The organism is Brevundimonas sp. AC546, assembly GCF_979258305.1.
Window position 1 is genome coordinate 2,599,487 of the sequence record NZ_OZ409849.1, and the last position, 15,501, is coordinate 2,614,987.

The window sequence follows — 15,501 nt, forward strand, 5'->3', positions numbered from 1 at the left end:
AATCTTTCGCCATATTACTCGGCTCAGATATTCGGCATGGCGAATGCAGTATGCCGGATCGAAGTGGGGATGTAGGTCCCAGGCGCTTGGCGAATCTACCCTAGGTCTACCCGCGACAAGGCCAGTGCGTTTGCTGAACTTTCGAGCGTACTTTCGGTCGGTGGCGACGCCTGCTTGATGCCGACGTAGGACTGATCGAGCCTTTCGGACCAAGGCCTCAAGGATGAGTTCTTGCATATATTCGCCTTGGTGGAGGCGCCAGCATCGGCAAGTCAGGGCTTCTTTTACGAAGTGGCGACTTGCCTTCGTGGCAAGCCTGCAAAGTGATGTTCCCGACGCTGGCTAGTGCACCTCGCACATGAGCTTAGCTTTGACCCAACGAGCTAGCCTGTCAACCAGTGCGTGAAATCACACCTTCACCTCCACCACCCCGCCGCCGGCCCTGAACTTCGCGCTCATCTCCGCCATGCCGGCCTCGGCTTCCGTCAGCGAAGCGCCCGCGTCGTTCTGCGCCTGGGCATCGCGGCGGATGTCCTGGCTGATCTTCATGCTGCAGAATTTCGGGCCGCACATGGAGCAGAAGTGGGCGGTCTTGTGGGCTTCCTTGGGCAGGGTGGCGTCGTGGTATTTGCGGGCGGTTTCGGGGTCGAGGCCGAGGTTGAACTGGTCCTCCCAGCGGAACTCGAACCGGGCGCGGCTCAGGGCGTCGTCGTGCAGGCGGGCGGCGGGGTGGCCCTTGGCCAGGTCGGCGGCGTGGGCGGCGATCTTGTAGGTGATGACGCCGTCCTTGACGTCCTGACGGTCGGGCAGGCCCAGATGCTCCTTGGGCGTGACGTAGCAGAGCATGGCCGTGCCGAACCAGCCGATCATGGCCGCACCAATGGCCGATGTGATGTGGTCATAGCCGGGGGCGATGTCGGTGGTCAGCGGGCCAAGCGTGTAGAAGGGCGCCTCGTGGCAGTGTTTCAGCTGCTCATCCATATTGGCCTTGATATTGTGCATCGGCACGTGGCCGGGGCCCTCGATCATGACCTGGCAGCCCTTGGCCCAGGCGATCTTGGTCAGTTCGCCCAGGGTGCGTAGTTCTGCGAACTGGGCCTCGTCATTGGCGTCGGCGATGGAGCCGGGGCGCAGGCCGTCGCCCAATGAGAAGCTGACATCATAGGCGCGCATGATGTCGCAGATGTCCTCGAAATGCTCGTAGAGGAAGCTCTCCTTGTGGTGGGACAGGCACCATTTGGCCATGATGGAGCCGCCGCGCGAGACGATGCCGGTGACGCGTTTGGCCGTCATCGGCACGAAGGGCAGGCGCACGCCCGCGTGGATGGTGAAATAGTCCACGCCCTGTTCGGCCTGTTCGATCAGGGTGTCGCGGAACACCTCCCACGTCAGGTCCTCGGCGACGCCGTTCACCTTCTCCAGCGCCTGATAGATGGGCACGGTGCCGATGGGGACGGACGAGTTGCGGATGATCCAGTCGCGGATGTTGTGGATGTTGCGGCCCGTCGACAGGTCCATGACGTTGTCCGCGCCCCAGCGGGTGGCCCAGACCAGTTTGTCGACCTCGTCGTCCACGCTGGACAGGACCGCGCTGTTGCCGATGTTCGCATTGATCTTCACCAGGAAGTTGCGGCCGATGATCATCGGCTCGACCTCGGGGTGGTTGATGTTGTGCGGGATGATGGCGCGGCCGCGCGCGATCTCCTGACGAACGAACTCGGGCGTGACGAAGTCGGGGATGCTGGCGCCGAAGTCCTCGCCGTCCCTGATGCAGGGGGCGGACTGCTCGCGGCGCAGGTTCTCGCGGATGGCGACGTATTCCATCTCGGGCGTGATGATCCCGGCTTTCGCGTATTCGTACTGGGTGACCGGGCGGCCCTCGACGCCCTTGAACACCTTGTGGTTCGAGACGTCGAAGCGGGGGGCGAGGTTCTTGCCGCTGGCGTGGCCGTTGTCCTCGGGCTTGACCTCGCGGGGATTGGCGACAGGGGCGATGTCGCCGCGATCCAGCTGCCACGACGACTTCACCAGGGGCAGGCCGCGCTTGATGTCGATGGTCACCGTGGGGTCGGTGTAGGGGCCGGAGCTGTCATAGATCGTCACCGGCGGCTCGTTGGCCGAGGGGTGGACGGCGACCTCGCGGAAGGGGACGCGGATGTCGGGGTATAGCTCGCCGGCGACATAGACCTTGCGGCTGCCCGCTCGTTCGCCGGTGGGGATGGTCCCGGTCTCGCGCATGACCTCATCGCGCGCGTCCTTGAGAGCGAGCTCGACGTTCCCTTCGTGGCTAGCGCTCGCGACGCGGTCGCTCGCTGCTTGAGCCAGGTTGGGCTCTTCGGGAAGCGCGGGGGGCGTGACTTGGATGTTCATGGCGGCCTCAAACGGTTGAGGTCTGCCGACGTCGGGCGGAACGGTCCTGTCGCGCGGACCCGTAGCGTTTCCCATCCCTTCGCCGGCATGACCCGGATCAGGTTCGACGGGTCAGGCGGCTACGCCAATCTCAGCCGCTGGGCGCTTTCAGGCGAAGTGGTCGCCGGTTCGCCGCCCGGAAAGCGCCCACTTAAGTGGCGCGCCTTCGAACCGCTCGCGGATGCCGCTCGCTGAAGGCGCGCTGCGCGACCCCCCGGAGAACGAAGGGACCATAACCCAGCCTCAAGGCGCGGACCAGCCCTTGACCGAGACGGACGCCGCGCGGGGGTCGGCGTCGAAGCGGAGGTAGGCCTGGGCGTGGCCGTGGCCGGGGACGTAGTCGAGGCTGGCGGTCGCGGTCTGGTCGCCCAGCACGCCTTCGATATCGACGGCGGCGGCGGTCTGGTCGCCATCGTTCTGGACACGGATGGTTGCGACGTGGCCGGCGGCGGTGGACTGGACGGCGACGATGCGGGCGCTGAGGGCGGGCGGGGCCGTCGGCTGGACCGCCTCCCACACGACGACGCCGATGACGGTCAGGGTGACGACGGCGCCCAGGACGGCCATGGTCCATTGCAGGACGGGGCGGGTCGGGGTCGGGATGGGCTTCTTTTTGGCAGGCATGGGCTTAGACCAACAGACGGGCGGCGGCGGCGCCGATGGAGGCGGGGAAGCCCAGGACGATCATGGTCTGGACCACGCCCGCGACGGAATGGCCTTCGATCCGGCCGAAGATGAACAGGGCGAACAGGCTGACGCCCAATGCGATGGCGTAGCCCGGCACGGTGAAGTGGAAGAAGGCCTTGAGCGGGTGGTCGGCCTCTTCCTGACCGGCGAAGCCCGCGTTGAAGACGATCAGGTGCAGCAGGACGATCGACACGGCGATCAGGGCCAGGGTGTGGATCGGCGTCGCCTTGTAGGCGATCAGGATCATCTCCTCCGTCGGGGCGATGTTCAGCGCAAAGAACAGGGCGCCGACCGCCATCAGGAACAGTTCGCCGAAATAGGAGGCCTGATCCTCGTCCGTGTCGCCGCCGCCGTCGCCGCTGAGCTGACGGCGGGCCAGAAGCGCGCCCATGGCGCCGGGAATGGCCTGAAGCGCGACCATGCCCAGGGCCTCGCGCGGCGGGGCGTCCCACTCGACCACGCCGAACAGGACCAGCAGGATCGAGGCGGTGACGAAGCCGACGGCCAGGGCGACGGCGGTGTCCAGGGTGTCGTTCACCAGGCCGCGCCGCTTTGAGAAGCCCGCATAATAGGACAGGCCATAGAGCAGCGGCAGGCCGCACAGGATGAAGGCCAGCAGGCGCCAGCGGTCCATGACCACGCCCTGCTCCCACATCTCCATCGTCATCAGCAGCGGGATGTTGAAGACCAGGGCGCCCGCGAAGGCGCGGCCCAGGTCGCGGACGTAGTCGCGCTCTCGTCCCAGATCCAGAAGCGGTGCGGCGGCGGTCATGGGACGGCAACGCTTGATGGTCGGCTTTGGCTCCGCATGTCGGATACGCCGTGGCCCTCACCCTTTCGCGCCAGGACGATCGCTGACGCTCTCGTGCGCTCAAGCCCTCTCCCGACGGGAGAGGGAAGCGGGTATTGAACGGGCGAACAGGAACCGACCCCATGCATCTCGCCCGTTTCGCCCGCATCCGCCTGGCCCATCTGCCGACGCCGCTGGAGCCGTTGCCCCGGTTGTCGGAAGAGCTGGGCGTGGATCTGTGGATCAAGCGCGACGACTGCACCGGCCTGGCGGGCGGCGGCAACAAGACGCGCAAGCTGGAGTTTCTGCTGGGCGCGGCGTTCGAGCAGGACGCCGATACGCTGGTGACGCAAGGGGCGGTGCAGTCGAACCATGTGCGGCAAACCGCAGCGGCGGCGGCCGCGCACGGCTTGGCCTGCGAGATCATTCTGGAAGAGCGGACGGGGTCGAAGGCCAGCGACTATGTCGGCAATGGCAATGTGCTGCTGGACCGGCTGTTCGGGGCGACCTTGCGCACCGTGCCGGGCGGGACGGACATGGTCGCAGAGCTGGAGACGACGGCGGCCGAGGTGCGGGCGCGGGGCGGCAAACCCTATGTGATCCCCGGCGGCGGTTCGAACCCCATTGGGGCGCTGGGCTATGTCGACTGCGCGCGCGAGATCGTGGTCCAGGCCGACGAGATGGACCTGGAGGTCCACCGGATCGTGACGGCGACGGGCAGCGCGGGCACGCACGCAGGCCTGGTCGCCGGGCTGGCGGTCATGGGGGCGGACATTCCGGTGCTGGGCATCGGGGTGCGGGCGCCGAAGGAAAAGCAGGAGGCGAACGTCTTCAAACTGGCCGAGGAGACGGCTGCCCTGCTGGGCCAGCCGGGGCGGGTGAAGCGGGATCAGGTGGTCGCCGACTGCGACTATGTGGGCGAGGGCTACGGCCTGATCGACCAGGGGGTGATCGACGCCCTGACCCTGGCCGCGCGTCTGGACGGGATCGTGCTGGACCCCGTCTATTCCGGCAAGGCGATGAAGGGGCTGATCGCCCTGGCGCGGGCCGGCCAGTTCCGCGGCGAGACGGTGGTCTTCCTGCACACCGGCGGGGCGCAGGGGTTGTTCGGCTATCAGAGCGAGATCGAGGGGGCGCTGTAGGGGCGGCGAGCGGGGTGGATGCGCGCGAGGCGACTTGGTTACAACGTCAGAACACCGCCTTCAGAATTCTGACGAAGGTCATCACCACAGCCGCCAGTAGCAAACCTGCCCCAAACACTGCCGTGACCCAAATCGCAATGACCAGAGTGATGGCTGGCGCCCGCAACCAGGAAGGCAGCCCTTTGATGGCAGAAAAACGCCGATCAACCGCAGTCTGGGTGAGGTGGCCGACGATCTCGAGAGATGCCATCAGGACGAATTGAAACAAGATTTATCCTCGTCGGCATCGCGCATGGAAGTGGTCACCAGACCCTAGTGCGGAGCATGGCGTTGAAAACCCGCTAACCGACCCTAACTGAAGCCGAGAGTGTTCGCTTTCTGGCCTGACCGCCAACGTCTGATTCCGACGCCGAAACCTTGGACTCCAGTCGACCCATTGCGGACATAATTCGCTCTGCACAGTTCATTCCAAACGAGCCACGTTGAGTTGGGGTTGCCGGCACCGACATGCGCTTCAGTACTCAAGCAGATAAATGCGGCGCTGCCGGAAGTCCCAGATGGTCTTGAACTGTTGAAGAAGCGCGTATCCTATCGTCAGGGTATCGGGCTCGGTGATCCCGAGCGCTGCGTCGGCACGAGATGGTTCAGTTTCGACGTCTATTCCGGGCAAAACGGGCATGGCTTGCCCGTTGAGGTGCAGCCCGTGGAGATCGAAGGTGTCCGGATCCCCTTGAGAGGGCGTCAACCGTCCGTCTTCCAGCAGCCGGGCCTTGAGCGCCACAGTGGTCACTAACCCGCCCTGTTGGCCCGTATCCCAGGACACAACGACGGGCAAGTCGCCGACCCGTCCCGTCATGATGGGATGATTGGGCAGCCGGCGGGTCTCGAACGACAGCTCTGCGACGATGCGCTCACCCGCCAGGTAATCGAAACTGTCCGCACCGTGGAAGGTCGCTTGAAGGTTTTTATAGTCGAGTTCAAGTGGATGGTCCCCGAAGGCATTGAAGCCAAGCCAGCCGATGAAGTCGGGCGTGATGCCTTCAAGGAGGCGGGCGTCCTGGGCACGGACGTTGGTGACCTCCGGATAGATCAGGTTTGCAATTCGAACGTCGCGGAGCTCCGGCACGAGCTGGACGTCGAACGTCTGTCCGCTCCCGAAGAACCCAGTCCCAACCGTCTGAGCGCCCTGCGTCGGTACACGATGATTATTGACTACCAGCGCGTCTTGAGCGCCGGTGTCCAGCATCAGCTTGCCGTTGACGCCAGCGATCGATCCTTCGATGAAAGGAAACTCGCCAACCCTGACGATTGGCATCGTCACGGTTTGGGAGCCAAGACGAACCTCCGTACCCCGCTCGAGGGAGGTCAGGGGTCGATCCTGAGGCTCGGCGTGCGCCGTCGCCCAAGCGCCAGAGCAGAGCATCAGTGCGATTTTCCCATACCGGAAGTGCCGACCGAAGACGTCCTTCAAAGCCCATCGGCCACGACCCAATTTGATGGTGGCTTGCCTGATCCGCTGCATGGTCAACACTGCATCCTAAATTGAGGCGACTACCTATGCACCGTCCGAGGCCTTGTCGTGCCCAATCGTCCGCCGCCGGCGTCTCAACTTCGCGAGGCCCACGTCGTGTCCCCATGGCATCCCTGTCTGCGATGCAACCACCTACAAGCAACTGCGCATTTGCCTCAATGACGAGCCGTTTTCTACCCACGGCCGACGGTCGGCTTTCCACCCTTAGCGGATTTTGAGACTGTCGGCTAAGCGCAAGCTTTGTCCAAGCGAGATGTATTCTTGCTGCATAGAAACGCCGAAGCTTCATCTGGAATAGCGACATGACCAAAATCCTGGGCGTCATCGGGGGCATGGGGCCGGCGGCGACGGTGGCGTTTCTGGAGCGGGTGCAGGCGTTGACGCCGGCGCAGGGGGATGCGGATCACATAAGGGTTTTGATGGACCTGAACCCGCAGGTGCCGGATCGGAACACGCGGCCGGGCGAGGCGGAGGCGGTGCTGGGTCAGATGGCGGCGCGGTTGGCGGCGGCGGGGGCGCAGGTGATGGCCATGCCGTGCAACACCGCCCATGCCCAGGCGGGTGCAATCCGTTCGGTGTGCGAGGTGGAGGGGTTGAGCTTCATCGACATGATCGCGGCGACGGCGGATGCGGCGGTCGCGGGTGGCGCGCGGCGGATCGGGGTGCTGGCGACGCCGGGCGGGGAGCGGCTGTACGAGGACGCGCTGGCGGCGCGCGGGGTGGAGGCCGTGCTGCTGACGGGGGCGGATCGCGAGGCCTTCATGGCGCTGGTCTATGGGGTCAAGCGCGGGGATGTGGCCGAGGCGGCGCGAGCGGGGATGCGGGGGCTGGCGCAGGGGTTGGCGGACGCGGGTGCGGAGGCGCTGATTGCGGGGTGTACGGAGGTTCCGCTGCTGCTGCGGGCGGAGGATGCGCCGGTGATGCTGACGGACTCGGCCGAGGTGCTGGCGCGGGCGTGCGTCGGGGCGTGTCTCTGACCTTCGATCTCATCCGTCGGGGGTGTTGACGAAAGCCGAACGGGGCTTGCTACCCGGCGTTTGGGGCGTCAAACGAAGCGGGTGTCTATTCAGTCCCTTATCATCGATTGCGACCCCGGCGTGGATGACGCCGTGGCGCTGTTTCTGGCCTTTGCGGCGCCGGAGTTGAATCTGCTGGCGGTTACGACGGTCGGGGGCAATGTCCCGGGCGCGAAAACCCAGCGCAATGCGCGGATCGTGCGCCAGATCGCAGGGCGCGAGGATGTGCCGGTGTTCATCGGGGCGGAACGGCCGCTGAAACGGCCGCCGGCGGGGGCGGGCGAGTTTCATGGGCTTGAGGGTCTAGGCGATCTGGAGCCGTTCGCGCCAACCGGCATCGTGTCGGACGGGCCGGCGGCGGCGGCCATCGTCGACCTGGTCATGAGCCGGCCTCAGGGTTCGGTGGCGGTCGCCGTCATGGGGCCGATGACCAATCTGGCGCTGGCGATGCGGCGCGAGCGGCGGCTGGCCGACTGGCTGGGGCCGGTCGTGATCATGGGCGGCGCGCGGTCGGAGGGGGGCAACATCACGCCGTCGGCCGAGTTCAACATCTGGGCCGACCCGGATGCGGCGGCGGTGGTGTTCGGATCGGGGTGCGAGGTGATCGCCCTGGGCCTGGACGCGACCCATCAGGTGCGCGCGACCGAAGACCGGATCGTCGCCATCGAGGCCATCGAAAGCGAGGCGGCGCGGACGACGGCGTCGATGCTGAGGTTCTCGCAGCGGGTCGAGCGCGAGGTGGTGGGCTGGGATTCTGCACCACTGCACGATCCCTGCACCATCGCCTGGCTGCTGCGGCCCGACCTGTTCGAGACGCGGGCGTGCCGAATCGACGTCGAGACGGCGTCGGAGCTGACGCGCGGTCACACGGCGGTGGAGTTCCGGGTCGATCCGGCGACGGCGCGGCATCGCTGGGCGGTGTCCGCGAATGGGCAGGGGGTGTTCGACCTGATCGTGGAGACCTTGAGGGCTGCAGCATGAGGATCACCGTCGTCGGCTCGATCAACCTGGACCTGGTGGCGACCGCGCCCCAGTTGCCGGCGCCGGGCGAGACGGTGACGGGGGCGACCCTGGCGCGGCATCCCGGCGGCAAGGGCGCCAACCAGGCGCTGGCGGCGGAGAAGCTGGGGGCCGAGGTGTGTCTGATCGGGCGGGTCGGCGACGACGCCATGTCGGGCGAGGCCCTGGCCCTGATGGCGAACATGGGCGTCGATCTGTCGGGGGTGGAGGTCGATGTGGCGGCGCCGACGGGCGTGGCCCTGATCGCCGTCGATCCCCACGGCGAGAACCAGATCGTGGTGGCGGCAGGGGCCAATCATTTCGTGACGCCCGAGCAGCTGCCGCAGCGGATTGAGGGCGCGCTGATCGTTCAACTGGAGCTGCCGATCGAGACGGTGGAGGCGGCGGTCGGCCGGGCGACGGGCTTCGTCTGCGCCAACCTGGCGCCCGCCTCGCCGGTGTCGGAGGCCCTGCTGCGCCGCTGCGACCTGATCGTGGTCAACGAGACCGAGGCCGCCTTCTATGGCGACGGTCTGCACCGGGGCGGCGGCCGGGTGGTGGTGACCAAGGGCGCCAGGGGCGCGGCCATGTACCAGCGCGGCGTTGAAATGGCCTGGGCGACCCCGCCCGTAGTCGAGGCGGTCGATGCGACCGGCGCCGGCGACGCCTTCGTGGCGGCCATCGTGGTTGCGTTGCTGGAAGGCATGGACCCGGCGCAGGCGCTGAAGTTCGCCTGTGCGGCCGGGGCGTTGGCGGCGACGCGGGCGGGGGCTCAGCCGTCGGCGCCGGAGCGCGATGAGGTCGAGGCGCTGCTGGCCGGTTGACAGCGTCGCCTTAACAGCGTCGGTTCTCGCTTCTGGGTTGCGTGGAGCAGGATATGTTGACGCGAAGAGGCCTAGGCCTGTCGGCTCTGGCGACGGCCGCCTTGGCGGCGTCGGACGCGCGGGCGCAGGAGGCGCTGACGGCGGGCGACCGTTATCAGGCCGAGGGCCGTTATCTGCCACTCTATCTTGAGCTGAAAGCACAGGCGCAGGCCGGGGACGAGACGGCGCGGGTTTATCTGCCCTGGTTCGCCGCCTTCGTCGGGGACGAAGAGACCGCGATCGGGACGGACGAACGGGTGCGGCGCGCCGATACGCCGCTGCCCGACCTGACCGGCGCCCAAGCCGAGGATGCGCTGGAGGCCATCGTCGGGGCGGCCGTCGACAAGCAGATCGTGATCCTGAATGAGGCGCACAACGTCTCGGGCCATCGCGGCTTTGCGGCGCGGGTGATGCGCGCGCTGAGGCCGCTGGGGTTTGACACCTTTGCCGCCGAAACCTTCGCCATGGCGACGCCGGAGCCGGGCGCCAGAATGCGCGATTACCGCGCTGGCGCGCCCTTCCATCGCGGCCTGGGCTATTACATCGCCGATCCGGTCTATGCCGAGATGGTGCGCGAGGCGGCCGCATTGGGCTATGTCTTCGCCGACTATGAGCAGCGGCCGGACCAGAGGCTGCCCGACGACGCCAGCATGGACGACCGATCGGCCGCGCGGGAAGCGGCTCAGGCGACCAATCTGATCGAGAATGTGCTGAAGCCGCGTCCCGACGCACGGATTTTCGTCCTGTGCGGGTACAGTCACGCCACGGAGGTCGAGGGGGTGGGCGGACTGTGGTTCGCGGGGCGACTTAAGGCGGCGACCGGGATCGACCCCCTGACTATCGAACAGTCGAGCAATTGGCCGGCGACCCGTCCCGAAGCGGATGCTGCGGAGGTCGCCGCCGTGTTGAAGCGGTTCACGCCGACACGACCGATCACGGTGTCCCGGGACAGGCGCGCCTTCACCGGTCGTTTCTTCGACGGCAAGGTCGATTTGAGCGTCTTTCATCCGCGTCTGCCCAATGTCGCCGGCCGGCCGGGGTGGCTGGCGGCCGATCCCGCGCGCAAGCCGGTCGAGGTGGCGGTTCCGGCGTTCGAGGGACCAGCCCTGTTGCAGGCCATGCACCTCGACGAGGGCGCCGTGATTCCAGCCGATCACCTGCTGCTGGAGCCGGAACAGACGCAGGCGACGCTGCTGCTTCGGCCGGGGCCCTATTTCCTGCGCCTGGAGACGACGCGGGGCATCGAGCCGGCGTTCGGGATGGTGACGGTCTGAGCCCTGGCGGCAATGTGACACTGTAACGTCGTTAGGTCTTGCCGCCTGCGTCGCGGCGCCCTTAGTTGCCCGCCTGAGTTTTGTGGGGTTCGGACAATGATGATGCGTGTGCGTGGAGCCGGTCTTGCGCTGGCGACTGTGTTGATGGCTTCGGCGGCGGGCGGGGCTTTCGCTCAGACGACGGCGGCCCCGGCGGTTTCGGTCTATCAGCAGCCGCCGGCGCCGATCGCGGACATCCTGGACGCCAAGCCGACGCCGTCGTCGATGTTGAGCCCGGATCGGCGGACCCTGGTGCTGATGGATCGGTCGAATCTGCCCAGCATCAAGGCGCTGGCCGAGCCGATGCTGCGGCTGGCGGGGGCGCGGATCAATCCGAGGAACAACGGCCTGGCGGAAAGCCGCGTGTCGTGGCTGACCGGGTTGACGTTGCAGGCAGTGGATGGCGGGCAGGCGCGCGCGGTGGCCCTGCCGAGCGGCGCGCGGTTCACGGCGGCGCGGTTCTCGCCCGATGCGAAGTCGCTGGCTTTCGTGCTGGATCGGCCGACGGGTCTGGAGCTGTGGGTCGTGGACGTGGCGTCGGCGCGGGCGCGCAAGCTGACCGAGCCGGTGGTCAATACGACGGGCGGGTCGGGGTATGAGTGGCTGCCCGACAGTTCGGGCCTGCTGGTTGAGGCGGTTCCGGCTGGGCGGGGCGCAGCGCCCGACGTGACGGCGGCGCCGACGGGGCCGAACATCGAGGAGACGGCCGGGCGGGTGGCGCCGGTGCGGACCTATCAGGACCTGCTGTCGAACCCCGGCGACGAGGCCCTGTTCGACCATTATTTCACGTCGCAGCTGACCCTGGTTCCGCTGAACGGCCGTGCACGGACGATCGGGGAGCCGGCGGTCTATCTGGACAGCGCCGTGTCGCCGGATGGCCAGTACATCCTGCATGAGATCGCCAAGCGGCCCTACTCCTATGTGGTGCCGGACGACCTGTTCCCGACCGAGATCGTGGTGACGGATATGGCCGGGCGGGTGGTGCGGACCATCGCCGACCTGCCTTTGAGGGACGACGTGCCGACGGCCTTCGACGCCGTGGCGCCGGGACCGCGTTCGGTGGGGTGGCGGGCCGATGCGCCGGCGACCCTGACCTGGGTCGAGGCGCTGGACGGCGGGGACATCAAGCGCGAGGCCGAGTTCAGGGATCGGGTCTTCATGCAGGCGGCGCCGTTCACGGGCGAGCCGGTCAAGCTGATCGACCTGAAGGAGCGGTTCGGCGGGATCGTGTGGGGCCGTGATGACTTGGCCATCGTCAACAGCCGCTGGTTCAACACTCGGCACGAGACGCGGTTCGTGGTCGATCCGTCAAACCCTGGCGAGGGCCGGGTGCTGCTGGAACGGAACTATCAGGCCCGCTACGACAATCCAGGCCAGCCGGTGACCCAGCCGAATGCGGCGGGGCGGTCGGTGATCCGGTTCGATCCCCAGGGGCGCATCCTGATGTCGGGCGCCGGGGCGACGCCGCAGGGCGAGTTCCCGTTCCTGGCCGCCATGGACCCGGCGACAGGCGAGAGCCAGCGCCTGTGGACCTCGGCGAATACGGATTACGAGGCGGTGGTCGGCTTCCTGGATGCAGACGGCAAGCGGGTGGTGACGCAGCGCGAGACGCGGCTGGATCCGCCCAACCTGCAGATCCGCGACCTGACGACGGGCCAGACGACGCCGCTGACCAACTTCCCCGATCCGGCGCCGCAGCTGGCCGAGGCGACGCGTCAGCTGGTGACCTATGATCGGGCCGACGGGGTCAAGCTGTCGGGGACCCTGTATCTGCCGGCCGGTTACGACAAGGATCGCGACGGGCCGCTGCCGATGCTGATGTGGGCCTATCCGGCCGAGTTCACCGATGCGGCGGTGGCGGGCCAGACGGTGGACGTGCAGAACCGCTTCGTGCGGCCGGGCGGGTCCAGCCACCTGTTCCTGCTGACGCAAGGCTATGCGATCTTCGACAACCCCTCCATGCCGATCATCGGCAAGGACGGGGCCGAGCCGAACGACACCTATATCGAGCAACTGGTCGCCGACGCGAAAGCCGCCGTCGATGCGGTGGTGGCGATGGGGGTGGCGGATCGCGACCGGATCGCGGTCGGGGGCCACAGCTACGGCGCCTTCATGACCGCCAACCTGCTGGCGCACAGTGACCTGTTCCGGACCGGGATCGCGCGGTCGGGGGCCTATAACCGCACGCTGACGCCGTTCGGCTTCCAGGCCGAGCAGCGCAACTATTGGGAGGCGACCGAGGTCTATACCGAGATGTCGCCCTTCACCTATGCCGACAAGCTGAACGAGCCGATCCTGCTGATCCACGGCGAGGCGGACGACAACTCGGGCACCTTCCCGGTGCAGTCCGAGCGGTTCTATGCAGCGCTGAAGGGGCTGGGGGCGACAGCGCGTTACGTCACCCTGCCGCTGGAGGCGCACGGCTATCGCGCGCGGGAATCAGTGGGCCACACCCTGTGGGAGATGACCCGCTGGCTGGACCAGTATGTGAAGAACGCGCCGCCGAAACCGGCGGAGTGAGGTTGGGGCTGGTGGTCAGGGCCTGACGATCAGCCGGACCACCTCGCCGGCGTGCAGGCGGTCGAAGCCGGCGTTGATGTCGTCGAGAGAGATGACGCCGCTCATCAGGCGGTCCACCGGCAGGCGGCCCTGGCGATACAGGGCGACGTGGCGGGGGATATCGCGGCTGGGGACGCAGGCGCCGATGTAGGAGCCCTTCAGCGTGCGCTCCTCGCCGACCAGGGAGACGACGTTGACGGCCAGGGCCGCGTCGGCGGGCGGGAGGCCGGCGGTGACGGTGGTTCCGCCGCGTTTGGTCATCTTCCAGGCGTTGTCGAGGGCGCGGACCGAGCCGGCCATTTCGAAGGCGAAGTCGGCGCCGCCGTTGGTCAGGGCGCGGACCTGATCGACCGCATCGGGGGCGGCGCCGTCGACGGTCTGGACGGGGCCGAGGGTGCGGGCCAGGGCCAGCTTGTCCTGCGACAGATCGACGGCGATCACGGGGGAGGCGCCGCTGGCCAGGGCGCCCAGGACGCTGGCCAGGCCGACGCCGCCCAGGCCGATGACGACGACGCTCTGGCCCGCCTTTACCTGGGCTGTGTTCACCACGGCGCCGACGCCGGTCAGGACGGCGCAGCCGAACAGGGCCGCCTCCTCGAACGACAGGTCCGGGTCGATCCTCACCAGTGAGCGACGCGAGACGACGGCGCGTTCGGCGAAGGCGGAGCAGCCGAGGTGGTGGTTGACCGGCTCGCCCTCGCGGAAGAGGCGGCGGGCGCCGGACAGAAGCTCGCCCCGGCCGTTGGCGGCGGCGCCGGGCTCGCACAGGGCCGGACGGCCGCCGGCGCACGGGTCGCAATGGCCGCACGACGGCATGAAGACCATGACGACGTGATCGCCGATGGCCAGGTCCGTGACGCCGTCTCCCAGGGCCTCGACCACGCCGGCCGCCTCGTGGCCCAGGGCCATGGGCAGGGGGCGGGGGCGGTCGCCGTTGATGACGCTGAGGTCCGAGTGGCACAGGCCGGCGGCCTTGATCGCGACCAGGACCTCGCCGGGGCCGGGCGGGTCCAGCGTCACGGTCTCGACCGACAAGGGGCGGCTGTCGGCGTAAGGGTGGACGGCGCCCGTGCGGGACAGGACGGCGGCGCGGGTTTGGAGGCTCATATCGTTAGGCCCTCTGGGGCGCTGTCGGCCAGCGCGTTCGTGATCGCTGGTCCTTCGATAGGCGCTTGACGCAACGTCGTCCAAGCTAGAGCGTCGTCATCGAGAGCGACGGTTCGCGTCGCCGAGGGAGACGACGATGCCGAAAAGAGACGAGGGCGCCCTGGCTCAACGCGCCACCTACAAGGCCTTCCACATGGTCTCGACGCGCTGGGCCGACAACGACCAGTACGGGCACATCAACAACGCCAAATTCTACGAGTTCGTCGACTCGGCGGTGAACGCCCACCTGCTGATCGCCAATGCGCTGGATGAGTCCATCGGCCTGGTGGTGGATTCGGGCTGCCGCTACACCTCGTCGCTGAAATTCCCCGACGTGATCGAGGTCGGGATCAAGGTCGACAAGGTCGGCACCTCCAGCGTCAGTTACGGCTTCGCCGTGTTCAAGCGCAGCGTCGATGTCCCCGCCGCCATCGGCCATTTCGTCCACGTCTATGTCGACGCCGAAACCCGCCGACCCAAGCCGTTGCCGGCGAAACTTAGGGCGGTGGTGGAGAACCTGCGGGCGGGGTGAGGGGCGGTCATCAGGCAGGGTGTTGGGGCGGGTTTCAGCTTCTGCTCTCGATCTGTTGCGAACAGTCACCCCGCTCTCTACGCAAGGTCGGAATGAATGGTCGTCTCAGCCATGACCGTCAGATGGATCAGCCTGATCACGTTGGGCCTGGCGCTTTCGTCGTGTTCGACGGTCGGCGTCCCCAGTTCTTCTCGCCAGTTTTCCGGCGTTTGGCTGTATGAATTCGAAGGGTCCAGCTTTGTAGAAGGCGCAACCGAGGCTCCGGCTCAACGCCCGTCGTATCAAGAAACCGACTGGTTGGAGTATTCGCGCCCTGAACCTCGGTTACACCAGTTGCTCGAAGGTCTGGGATACGATGAGGGCCGGGGCTGTTACCCCGTACAGCCGATCCGGATCACTTTGGTCGGTCACAGAACGCTCCGTCCCTTTGGAGCGGGCCACATGGGACTTTGGCGATCTGAGGTGATGGTGGACAGAACGATTGCGGTACAGCGGTTAGGACCGGCGATCTGCT

The 15,501-nt window shown here is 67.1% G+C and carries 13 protein-coding genes; 7 read left to right on the forward strand and 6 right to left on the reverse strand.

The features are described 5' to 3' along the window. Window positions 1-408: 408 nt before the first annotated feature. The 3 genes from thiC to ACZZZD_RS12805 form a co-directional block, all read right to left on the reverse strand. Window positions 409-2,238 carry a phosphomethylpyrimidine synthase ThiC gene (gene thiC, locus ACZZZD_RS12795; RefSeq protein ID WP_463436133.1) on the reverse strand — a complete coding sequence of 610 codons (1,830 nt, stop codon included), beginning with the start codon at window positions 2,236-2,238 and terminating at the stop codon, window positions 409-411. A gap of 414 nt (window positions 2,239-2,652) precedes the next feature. After that, the gene (locus tag ACZZZD_RS12800; RefSeq protein ID WP_463435541.1) at window positions 2,653-3,033 is read right to left on the reverse strand and encodes a hypothetical protein; all 381 of its coding nucleotides are present in this window, start codon (window positions 3,031-3,033) and stop codon (window positions 2,653-2,655) included. A gap of 4 nt (window positions 3,034-3,037) precedes the next feature. Further along, window positions 3,038-3,868, reverse strand: coding sequence for a TIGR02587 family membrane protein (locus ACZZZD_RS12805; RefSeq protein WP_463435543.1), 831 nt, complete (start codon window positions 3,866-3,868; stop codon window positions 3,038-3,040). 161 nt (window positions 3,869-4,029) lie between these two features. On the opposite strand from ACZZZD_RS12805, the gene cuyA reads away from it, so the two are divergent. After that, on the forward strand, window positions 4,030-5,028 hold the full coding sequence (gene cuyA / locus ACZZZD_RS12810) for a D-cysteate sulfo-lyase (protein WP_463435545.1): 999 nt from the start codon (window positions 4,030-4,032) through the stop codon (window positions 5,026-5,028). A gap of 46 nt (window positions 5,029-5,074) precedes the next feature. Here cuyA and ACZZZD_RS12815 read toward each other — a convergent pair whose 3' ends face one another. Both ACZZZD_RS12815 and ACZZZD_RS12820 read right to left on the reverse strand, forming a co-directional pair. Continuing rightward, window positions 5,075-5,296: a hypothetical protein gene (locus ACZZZD_RS12815; protein WP_463435547.1), complete on the reverse strand. Its 222-nt coding sequence runs from the start codon at window positions 5,294-5,296 to the stop codon at window positions 5,075-5,077. A 246-nt stretch (window positions 5,297-5,542) separates the two neighbouring features. Further along, complete coding sequence (locus ACZZZD_RS12820; protein ID WP_463435549.1) at window positions 5,543-6,556, reverse strand: hypothetical protein; 1,014 nt, start codon at window positions 6,554-6,556, stop codon at window positions 5,543-5,545. Window positions 6,557-6,861: 305 nt separating this feature from the next. On the opposite strand from ACZZZD_RS12820, the gene cuyB reads away from it, so the two are divergent. The 5 genes from cuyB (at window position 6,862) to ACZZZD_RS12845 (ending at window position 13,270) form a co-directional block, all read left to right on the forward strand. Then, on the forward strand, window positions 6,862-7,536 hold the full coding sequence (cuyB, locus tag ACZZZD_RS12825) for a cysteate racemase (RefSeq protein WP_463435551.1): 675 nt from the start codon (window positions 6,862-6,864) through the stop codon (window positions 7,534-7,536). An 81-nt stretch (window positions 7,537-7,617) separates the two neighbouring features. After that, complete coding sequence (locus tag ACZZZD_RS12830; RefSeq protein WP_463435553.1) at window positions 7,618-8,556, forward strand: nucleoside hydrolase; 939 nt, start codon at window positions 7,618-7,620, stop codon at window positions 8,554-8,556. Beyond that, window positions 8,553-9,398: a ribokinase gene (locus ACZZZD_RS12835; RefSeq protein ID WP_463435555.1), complete on the forward strand. Its 846-nt coding sequence runs from the start codon at window positions 8,553-8,555 to the stop codon at window positions 9,396-9,398. Before ACZZZD_RS12830 ends, ACZZZD_RS12835 begins: the two co-directional genes overlap by 4 nt. A 53-nt stretch (window positions 9,399-9,451) precedes the next feature. Next, entirely contained in the window at window positions 9,452-10,711 is a 1,260-nt protein-coding gene (locus ACZZZD_RS12840; protein WP_463435556.1) for a hypothetical protein, read from the forward strand. A gap of 96 nt (window positions 10,712-10,807) precedes the next feature. Further along, on the forward strand, window positions 10,808-13,270 hold the full coding sequence (locus ACZZZD_RS12845) for a S9 family peptidase (protein ID WP_463435558.1): 2,463 nt from the start codon (window positions 10,808-10,810) through the stop codon (window positions 13,268-13,270). A 15-nt stretch (window positions 13,271-13,285) separates the two neighbouring features. Here ACZZZD_RS12845 and ACZZZD_RS12850 read toward each other — a convergent pair whose 3' ends face one another. Then, window positions 13,286-14,416, reverse strand: coding sequence for a zinc-dependent alcohol dehydrogenase family protein (locus tag ACZZZD_RS12850; protein ID WP_463435559.1), 1,131 nt, complete (start codon window positions 14,414-14,416; stop codon window positions 13,286-13,288). Window positions 14,417-14,552: 136 nt separating this feature from the next. Between ACZZZD_RS12850 and ACZZZD_RS12855 the strand changes: the two genes are divergently transcribed. Then, entirely contained in the window at window positions 14,553-14,987 is a 435-nt protein-coding gene (locus tag ACZZZD_RS12855) for an acyl-CoA thioesterase (protein ID WP_463435560.1), read from the forward strand. Window positions 14,988-15,501: the final 514 nt, after the last annotated feature.